This window comes from Fibrobacter intestinalis, assembly GCF_900167415.1.
In the GTDB taxonomy this organism is placed as follows: domain Bacteria; phylum Fibrobacterota; class Fibrobacteria; order Fibrobacterales; family Fibrobacteraceae; genus Hallerella; species Hallerella intestinalis.
The window spans coordinates 1-5,609 of the sequence record NZ_FUWU01000096.1 but is presented as its reverse complement, the minus strand read 5'-3'; the positions used below and the strand labels follow the sequence as shown (position 1 = coordinate 5,609).

At 44.0% G+C, this 5,609-nt stretch carries 4 protein-coding genes; all 4 read right to left on the bottom strand.

Annotated elements, in window-relative coordinates; translation table 11 throughout:
• Positions 1–88: 88 nt before the first annotated feature.
• Entirely contained in the window at positions 89–325 is a 237-nt protein-coding gene (locus B5D40_RS16605) for a HincII family type II restriction endonuclease (RefSeq protein WP_369832902.1), read from the bottom strand.
• Positions 271–411 carry a hypothetical protein gene (locus B5D40_RS16255; RefSeq protein ID WP_233134221.1) on the bottom strand — a complete coding sequence of 47 codons (141 nt, stop codon included), beginning with the start codon at positions 409–411 and terminating at the stop codon, positions 271–273. Before B5D40_RS16255 ends, B5D40_RS16605 begins: the two co-directional genes overlap by 55 nt.
• 5 nt (positions 412–416) lie before the next feature.
• Positions 417–1,961: an Eco57I restriction-modification methylase domain-containing protein gene (locus B5D40_RS14715; RefSeq protein WP_078777525.1), complete on the bottom strand. Its 1,545-nt coding sequence runs from the start codon at positions 1,959–1,961 to the stop codon at positions 417–419.
• Positions 1,962–2,096: 135 nt separating this feature from the next.
• Complete coding sequence (locus tag B5D40_RS14710) at positions 2,097–3,974, bottom strand: T9SS type A sorting domain-containing protein (protein WP_078777524.1); 1,878 nt, start codon at positions 3,972–3,974, stop codon at positions 2,097–2,099.
• Positions 3,975–5,609 lie beyond the last annotated feature (1,635 nt).

The following is a 5,609-nucleotide window of genomic DNA, read 5'->3' as shown; positions in this document are numbered from 1 at the left end:
GCGTGGGATTTTGGCGGTCTGTACATAAAAAATGCAAGGTTTTCAATCATATTTTAGAAATCCTTGCAATATTTTCACAGGGTAGAAATCAGTTTTTCCCAATAGTTATGCGGGCTGGGCGGGATTTTAAGGGAGGACTAAGTAAAAATAATGCTGTTGGAGAATTCATCAGAGCATATCGTTGTTCAAGAGAGATATGCTTGGGGTGCTTTAGGTAGATGTCATTTAAATATTCAAATTGTTTGTAAATATTGTTTGGATATAACTGCTTTAATTTGTGATAGACGCATTTTTCAAAAGGCTCGCCAGCCGCGCATGTCCGGATAGTGTTCCGGCAGAAGATTTATTTGGGCGTTCAACCGTTTGATTTGCCATGCTGTTGATTATTTTGGTGAAATCTAAAATAGGCATGGTGTTTATCCTTGAAATAGAAAATTGAATTCGGAATTTATGTTGTTAAGATGAATAGGTAATCCATCCTTCAAGTAGTTTTGTACTTCGAGCGAGATACGATTGTGTGATGATAGTTCTTTTTGCGAGTTCCAGTTTATGGGTCTAAAGGGGATTGACGCGATAGGTGCTTCTGAAAATTCAACAATATCCCCTTTGACAATTCCATTAAGACTTAGCCAAGAAAAAACTCGGAAATTATTGAGATATGCCAGTATGTACTCTAACGATTCTTTAACGTTGTTTTTTTTGAAAACAGCCGTTACATCCTGTGTCGAGTAATAACCTGTTGGTGCATAGCAAAAGCGAAAATAATTTTTATTGGAAATCCGTTCTTTGCAGGGAACAAATATTCGTGGTTCTTTTCGTTCAAATTGCCTTTGATTACGGGGAAAAACAAATTCCCAATAGGGAATTTTACGGTTGTAGCTATATCGACTAGATAGCTCTTTTAAGTTTGGTTCAAAATGCTTAGCAAAGTTGGGGTATTTTATGCTGAATTCATAAGGAGTGATATTTTCTTGGATGAAAATATATGGAGTGCTGGATTTACTTGTATATGGGAGCATATCTTTTGCTTTGATTACCGGAATCAGGGCTTTTTGCTCCGCATCGTTTAGCTTGCATGCATTCTTGAATTGAAAAGCGGAATCAAGGCCGGATACCATTCCATTTCCAATATCACAAAAATCACCGATGGTATATCGCTCGTTGCCAAATAATGTAGTGCTTGGTTTTATGCAAGCTTGCTCGAATTTGAATATTTCTTGTTGTGCTGATTGTGAAGCCAGAACCCATCTATTATTTGCATTAAATTGAGGTATGACGACTTTATCAAAACATGTGCGGTTTGTTAATTCCTCTTGGGTTGGCAAAGCATGCCCTTTATTGTATTTATATAATTGGATTATTTTTGAATGCTGCTTGCTTTTGACATATCGAAAAATAATAAATGATGCGGTAACTTTTTCAAATAGAGGAGCCTCTTTGAAATGGTATATTTCGGAAAAATATCCATTTTGGCTCATATAATTTCTAAGAGAGGACGAGTTCGTTGTGTTTAGCCAATAATCTGTGCAAATAAATATCAACTCTCCGTTTTCATTTAAATGTTCTATACTTTTTAAAATGAAAATGAATAAATAATCGCAGAGGCTGTTAAAATATTTGTTCCACAGAAAATGGTTTGTTAGTTCCTTCTTTAATTCGGGTTCAAGATTTTTCCATCTAATGTATGGAGGATTTCCAATGACAACGTCATATTTTTCAAGCAGAGAAACCGGTAGAAAGCTTTGATATTTAACAAATTTGTATGGGGTCTCTAAAGTCCTGTCTATTTCGTATGCAGAGATGTTGTTAAAATTTTGTTGAATGAGGCTGTCCAAGAAAACGCCTTTACCACATGCCGGTTCAAGAATTCTGCTGGTTTTCTTATGGGTTATTAAAGAGGTCATAAAATCTGCGATGACTTTAGTCGTAAAGTATTGCCCGTATTTGTTTTTTTGCATCATCGAACTCCTTAATTTCAAATTTACAATATAGCTATAAAATTCATTTTCCCTCATCTATTATCTTGAGAAAATGTGGAACTCAATAATAAAGCCCAGCCAGGCTGGGCTTTATATCCGTTTTGTCGATTTTTAACTTTAGCGGATGGAAATCGTGCGAGAGGCGTTCAATGCTCCGTTTGCTCGGACAATGTAATTTCCGGCAGGGATTTTGGACAAATTGAACTGGTGCGTTCCGGCGGAAAGGTTGCCGCTGTGCAGCGAACGGATGCGGACGCCGTTCATATCGAAGAGTTCCATGCGGATATTTGCCGGCTGGGAAAGTGTCAGGGTGACGGAATTTCCGATTTGGGAAAGGCGAGACGTTCTTGCAATAATCGCGTGGTGAATTCCTGCGACATAATCTTCGTTGTTGAAGACTATTTTGATTTCGGGAATTTGCACTTCCGTGTTGCCGAAGCTGCGGGAGAAGGCGTCGTATTTGTCGGCATTGAAATTGAAGAGGGTGTCCGTTCCGGCGACAAAGTCGTCATAAAGGAGGGTGCCCGTGTAGCCTGTCGCGTAATTGGCCACGATGATGCTGAGAGTCTGGTTTCTGTCGGCGAGCGACGAAATGTCGAACGAACAGGTTTTCTTTTCTCCGGCGGCGACTTCGCAGGGGTCCGCAAAATTGTCCGTCCACTTCCATGCCGATGTCAGCTTGAAAATCAGGTGCAGCTGGGCGGTGCTGCTTCCGTTGTTTTTCACGGTGAAGGAAAGAGTACTCGCTTGGCTCAGGTCAAAAGTTTTCTGGTATTCGATTTGAGCATCGTCGTCGCCGTAAGTCACGGCCATCATGCCGTTTCCTGTGGCTTCTTCGATTTCTGCGTCCTTGATTTTGATGCTTGCGGAATCGGTCGCCCACAGTGCTTTCATCGCTTCGAGTGCCGGATCAATCGTGTAGGTGTATCCGCCGAACTGCGATTCCGTCTTGTCGCCAATGTATTGCCAAGCGAGTGCGCCCGCATATCCGCTGTCGAGAGCGATGCGGTAGCATTCTTCGGTGGAAATTTGCGTCTTGGCGGCCATGGAGTTCGTGTAAGTGGAGCCTTTCCAACCGCTGGCGGGGAATTCGCCGATAATCAGTGGCTTGCTTGCGTCAAAGGCGTATTTGCTGGCGAGGGTTTTGGCGGAATTGCGGAATGGGGAAATTTCGTCCGCCTGATAATAGGGATAGTAGTGCGTCTGGAAAAAGTCCAAAGTTCCGTTCGCTTCGCCGCCCGCAGCAATCAGTGCGGCATCGTTCCAGTATTTTTGGTATTGGATGTTCACGCTCCCGGTGGAAACCAGCAATTCGCTGTTGGCGTTGTGGATAGCTGCGGCGACTTTGTTGGTGAATTTCTGGAGCTTGGAAAGCTCCATTTTTTCGGCTGTCCAGCCGTTGCATTCGGCCGTCATGCCTTCGGGTTCGTTGAAAACTTCCCATGTCATGAGCGCATTGTGGTTGCCAATCGCTTTGACGACGGGATTCAGAACGTTATTGATGAAGGCTGTCGTTCCTTCGTCCGTAAAAAGCTTCTTGTTCGCTTCGATATCGAGTTTCTCGCTGTAGAGTCCCCATTGGTTCGGTTCCATCAGGTTGTGGCTGAAAAGGCACATGGAAACCATTACGCCGTATTCTTCGGCGATGTCGAGAGCTTTTTTCATGTTGTTGATGGTGTTTTCTTTAAGTCCCGAAACGAGGTGCGTGGTTTCATTGATAGCGGGGCTTTGGCTCATATTGTTGAAGAGCCACCAGCGGATGGCGTTTCCGCCCGCGGCACGCGTTCCTTCGACCGCTTTTCTCCAGGCGTTTTCGTTGAGGGGGGAGTCGCCGACGTCGGAGTTGTAATCGGCCCAAGCGAGGTTCGTTCCGCTGAAGAAAATCTTGTTGCCGTTATAAAGAAAATCCGTTCCTTGGATGGTGAGGCCCGGTGCCGCGCAAAGCGCGCCTGCGGTGAGGCTGGCAAAGGCTATCGATTTTGAAAATAAATTCATCGTTTCTCCTTCAAAAGAATGCTTCTTAAAAATAATCTAAAAGGATGGAAGGAGATGTTCGACTGTCGAAATTTTACGCCGGGAAAGGGAAATTGCGCTTTGAGGCTAGATTGTACCCATGGACATTGAACGCGATTTCTAGTTTTGGGGCTTATATACAAACTCCGCCTGATTTGCTTGTATGAGTGGTTAGCGACTAGCGGCGAGTGGTTGACTCCCTTCGACTAGTTCGATAAACGGCTGCTGAGCTTCGGTTAGTGAGCTTGCCGAACTAGTTGATGCAAAGCGGGTTTAGCGCGTTTTCACGTGAAAACGGCTACAAAATGTGTAGGCTACAGTCGTCATTGCGAACCCGCCAAGGAGAAAAATAGTCACATTTGAAAGCGACTGTCACCCCGAACCCCGTAGGGGTTATACGACACTTGTCAATTTATTGACTTAGTGGAGTTATACTCGAAGTGTAGAAGCAATCCTTTAACGCAGACAAGATTGCCACGGTGCTCTGCTCCTCGCAATGACGGGTGGGTCGCAGGGATTGCTCCGCTATTGTGCCTGGCGTTTTTCCATTTGCCCACAACCCCGCTGACAATTTTTGGGCGTTTTTCCGATTGCCCATGAGTTCGCTGGAGATTTTTAGGCGTTTTTCCGGTTGCCCATGAACCCGCTGGAGATTTTCGGGCGTTTTTCCATTTGCCCAAACTCTCGCTGGGGATTTTTGGGCGTTTTTTCATTTGCCCAAACTCTCGCTGGGGATTTTACGTCATTGCGAACCCCGGAGGGGTGAAGCAATCCTTTTTTTTGCAGATAGGATTGCCACGGCGTTATCGCGCCTCGCAATGACGAGGTGCCAGCAAGAATTGCCATGGCTTTGCATCCCTGAAACTTGGAATCTCCGATTTCGTAGTTGAAGTATTCCTGAAAGGGACAATTCGCCTAAGGGAACAAGTTCCAGGTTATGGGGGAAAATCTATACAATTTAATTGAACGGATGGTGGAATATTGTTTTTTGTTTGCAACCATCTCTGTAAAATATTCGCAACGTGCTTCTCTGAGCTTTTTTCGGACATCTTTCTGCATTTTTTTGATGGCCAGGAAAAAACGGTGCCGATGGCTGTTTTGAATCGGATGGAAAAACAAACAGGAGCTTTCTAATTCAGTAGGAAAGGCGTTTTACGCCGAGGTCGGGATTCTAATTCAGTAGGAAGGGGGCTTTTTCGCCGAAGTCAGGATTCTAATTCAGTAGGAAAGGTGCTTTTTCAAAGCGACTTGTTGAAAGTTTTTCCATTGCGCTTTCTTTCGCGAGTTTTGCAGCCTGCTTATGGTTTTTGAGCAAAAGAAATGGGACTTATATAGTCCTCCCTTAAAATCTCGTCCAACCCGCATAACTATTGGGGAAAACTGATTTCTACCCTGTGAAAATATTGCAAGGATTTCTAAAATATGATTGAAAACCTTGCATTTTTTTCATGTACAGACCGCCAAAATCCCACGCCCAGACAAGCCTTTTCTGCTCCCTTGAGGAACAGTTGAACCACAAGCACCCCCTCTACGTTCTCGCGAACAAGATTGACTGGAACAAGTTCGAGACCGAGTTTTCCAAATTGTTCGACGAAAAGATGGGTGCGCCAAACAAGC